A 2,840-nucleotide genomic window follows, 5' to 3' on the forward strand; every position below is an offset into this window, starting at 1 on the left:
GATGAGAGCCCAAAGCTGCCAGAACTTCATCCACTCACTGCTAAAACCCTGGAGAATCGTGACACCGAGCAGAAAAATTGGGACGCCCCAGGCGGTCAACTGCAAAGCTCGCCACCGGGACGACTTGAACCAGGCCAGCAAGGGCCCCTCCCCTTCCGGGGCCGCCGGTGCCTTCGACAGGTCGGTCACGCGACCACGATCCTCAGCCTCCGCCGTCTTCTCCTTGAACAGCAGCCCTGGAGCACGAGGCGGCCGTGGTTCACCGGTCTCGCGATCCGGTTTAGGCGGAAGTTCCGCAACAGTTAGGAAAGGCTGTTCCGTCACGAGTTTCCCCGATCACGACATGAGTTCATGATTGCGGTCAGTCTCCTCTGGCAGCGCTGACACCTTCAGTGGCGGCCATGCTCCCGAGGATGCCACCGGCGACACCGCCGATTACCGTTCCCACCCCGGGACAGATGGCAGTACCGAGTGCAGCACCCGCCCAACCACCGGCGGCACCACCGGCCACGTTCGCAGTCGTGTCTTCGGCTGCCTCCACAGGGTCCTTGCCCATCAAGACATCGCCAGCCCCGGACACCACCGACACACCAGTCCCCAGGAACGGAACACCACGCAGGAACTTCGACCCGTACTTGGCGGCCCGGCCGCTGCCGTTGACCAAGTCTCCTGCATTCTTCGAAACGAACCCGCCGATCCCCTCGGAAAGCGCGCCCCCACCGAACTTCCCGGCCGCAGCCCCGCGCCGTACAGCATCTTTGGCGAGCTCGTCGCCCTTGTCCGCCGCGTTCATGGCGATCGTTCGCATGTGCCCATGCATGGTCTCCGCGCGACCTCGCATCACCGTGGCGGCCTTCTCGTAGTCGGCCGCCTTTTCAACGAACTGGTTCGCCGTCTCGAAGGACCCCTTGAGCGTCCCGAGGCCGTGGCCGATCGCGAACATGGTCCACGTCTTCGTCGCCTTCACCGCGGACAGCGGGTCCTCCATGTCCTTCTGCAGGGCATCGTGAGCCTCCTTCTGCCGATCTCGCGCGGCTTCGACGGCGCCCTTGGCCTCCTCGAAAGCTTTGTGCTTGCGCTCGAACTCCTGCCGCCCTTGCTCGATCGCCCTGTCGCCGTGCGGCCCTCCCGGCAGGTTCGGGCTCGCCGGCTCCGGCGGCAGGATCGCGGTCGGTGTGACGATCAGCCGCGCCGCCGTGGCATCCGCTCGGGCGTCGGCCATGCTCCTGCGCACGCCGTCGATCGCGGCGGCAAAAACCAGCAGGGCGCTTTTCACCTTGCCCAGTTGCTCTTCCAGTTCGTCGGCGTCGTCGCCGTGCTCGGACAGCGACCGTCTGCACGAGTCACCGGCGGTGCCCTGCCAGAACGACTCGGAAGCCGAACGCTGCCGGTGCACTGCGTCGCCGACACCGCTGACCCCGGGCTGGAGTCCGCCCACCCAGTCCGCCGCCCGCCGGCAGGATTCCGGCTCGTCGTGCACCTCGGTGTTCAGCTCACCGCTCATGGTCCCCCGCTTTCCTCGCACCCGATGGTCATCGCCGGGCGCCTCCGGTCAATACCCGAGCCCGCTACCCGAACGGCGCAGCTCGTCGGCGGCGTGGTTGTCCACTTCCCCGTAGCTGCCACTGCTCGCGTGGATTTTGTCGGCGGTCTGGTGCACCGCGGCGACCAAGCCGCCGACCGTCTTGGTCAGCTCGGAGAGCGTGTGGCCCACCTTGTCCGCCGAGACCGAGACTTCCGGCATCGGCGGATCGGTCTTGGCGGAACTGTCCAGCTCGGACGTGGAATCGCGCAGTGCACCGGCCATCCCGGTCAGCCGCTCGCGATCGGCCTTGACTTCCTCGGCCATGCCTACCTGCCTTCGTTCGAGGTGTGCCGGAGCCGCTGCGGCAACGGTGTGTCCAGGCAGATCGTGTCCGCACCCGCCTGGCGGCGGGCTTCGCCGAGCAAGCCCGCGGGAATCCGCACCGAAGCCTGGTGCGGGCCGCAACCGGCCTGCACGGCCTCCGGGGACGAGTACGCCATCACGGCCAAGTGCTCCCCCGGCATCGGCTGCAGCTCCAGCTTCGCCTGTTCGTCGCCCGGCTCGAACGGCTGGGAAGCGAGGTGCACCATCGTCCAGTCCTCGGAATCGGGGTCATCCCAGCGGGCTTCCGCATCGGCCGGCCCACCGGCCGTGCCGCGGGCCTCGACGGGCAGCGGCGCATCGAGCAACACCCCGAACCGGAAGGACGCATTCCCGAGCGCGCCACCGGACTTCTCGCTTCCGAGCTCGGCCAGCCGCGCAGCCGGGATCATGATCCACGGCTGGTCGTTGCCGCACCCGGCCAAGAACTCGTCCAGCGAGGAGTAGGCGAGCACCACCTGCTGCCCGGACCACTCGCGCACCTCGAACATGACGTCACCGGCACCGCTTGCCGGATGACAGGCCAAATACAGCCGCTCCGGGAGTTCCGCGGTCTCGTCCGGATCGAACACGGCGGGACGTTTCCGCAGGTCTGTCACTCGGCCCTCCCCCTGATCGCGCTGCCAACGCGGCAAGGTAGCAGAGCACCGCCGCGCTGCGGGCGCTTTCGCGGGGACGCTTCGGGGGAGTCTGGTGCCGACTCGCACGCTCGGTGTCCGATGTGGACACAGCGGGTGTTCCGAACCGCCGCCCTGCAGCTCCGCGCGGTCAGCCGGGCTTGCTCGCCAGCAAGTAGCCCTGCTGCGTTCGCTCCGCTCCCGCGACGGGGTCGCGCAGCAGCCGGGCGTGGACGGGAAGTCCGGCCGCCGCCAGCAGTTCGGCGACGTGCTCGGGCCGGTACCGGACGTAGTCGAGCGAGATCGCGCGGCCGAAC

At 68.1% G+C, this 2,840-nt stretch carries 3 protein-coding genes and 1 pseudogene; all 4 read right to left on the reverse strand.

What is annotated here, in order from left to right; all coding sequences use genetic code 11:
• Positions 1-189 (reverse strand): annotated as a pseudogene (locus IJH84_RS18745) (hypothetical protein); the annotation flags it as partial.
• Positions 190-361: 172 nt separating this feature from the next.
• On the reverse strand, positions 362-1,504 hold the full coding sequence (locus tag IJH84_RS18750; protein WP_295146807.1) for a hypothetical protein: 1,143 nt from the start codon (positions 1,502-1,504) through the stop codon (positions 362-364).
• A 48-nt stretch (positions 1,505-1,552) separates the two neighbouring features.
• A complete protein-coding gene (locus IJH84_RS18755; RefSeq protein WP_295146809.1) occupies positions 1,553-1,849 on the reverse strand; it encodes a hypothetical protein in 297 nt (98 codons plus the stop codon).
• 2 nt (positions 1,850-1,851) lie between these two features.
• Positions 1,852-2,505, reverse strand: a complete 654-nt coding sequence (locus IJH84_RS18760; protein ID WP_200070119.1) for an SAV_915 family protein — start codon at positions 2,503-2,505, stop codon at positions 1,852-1,854.
• Positions 2,506-2,840 lie beyond the last annotated feature (335 nt).

The sequence above is a fragment of the Saccharopolyspora sp. genome, from assembly GCF_017434145.1.
In the GTDB taxonomy this organism is placed as follows: Bacteria; Actinomycetota; Actinomycetes; order Mycobacteriales; family Pseudonocardiaceae; genus Saccharopolyspora_C; species Saccharopolyspora_C galaxeae.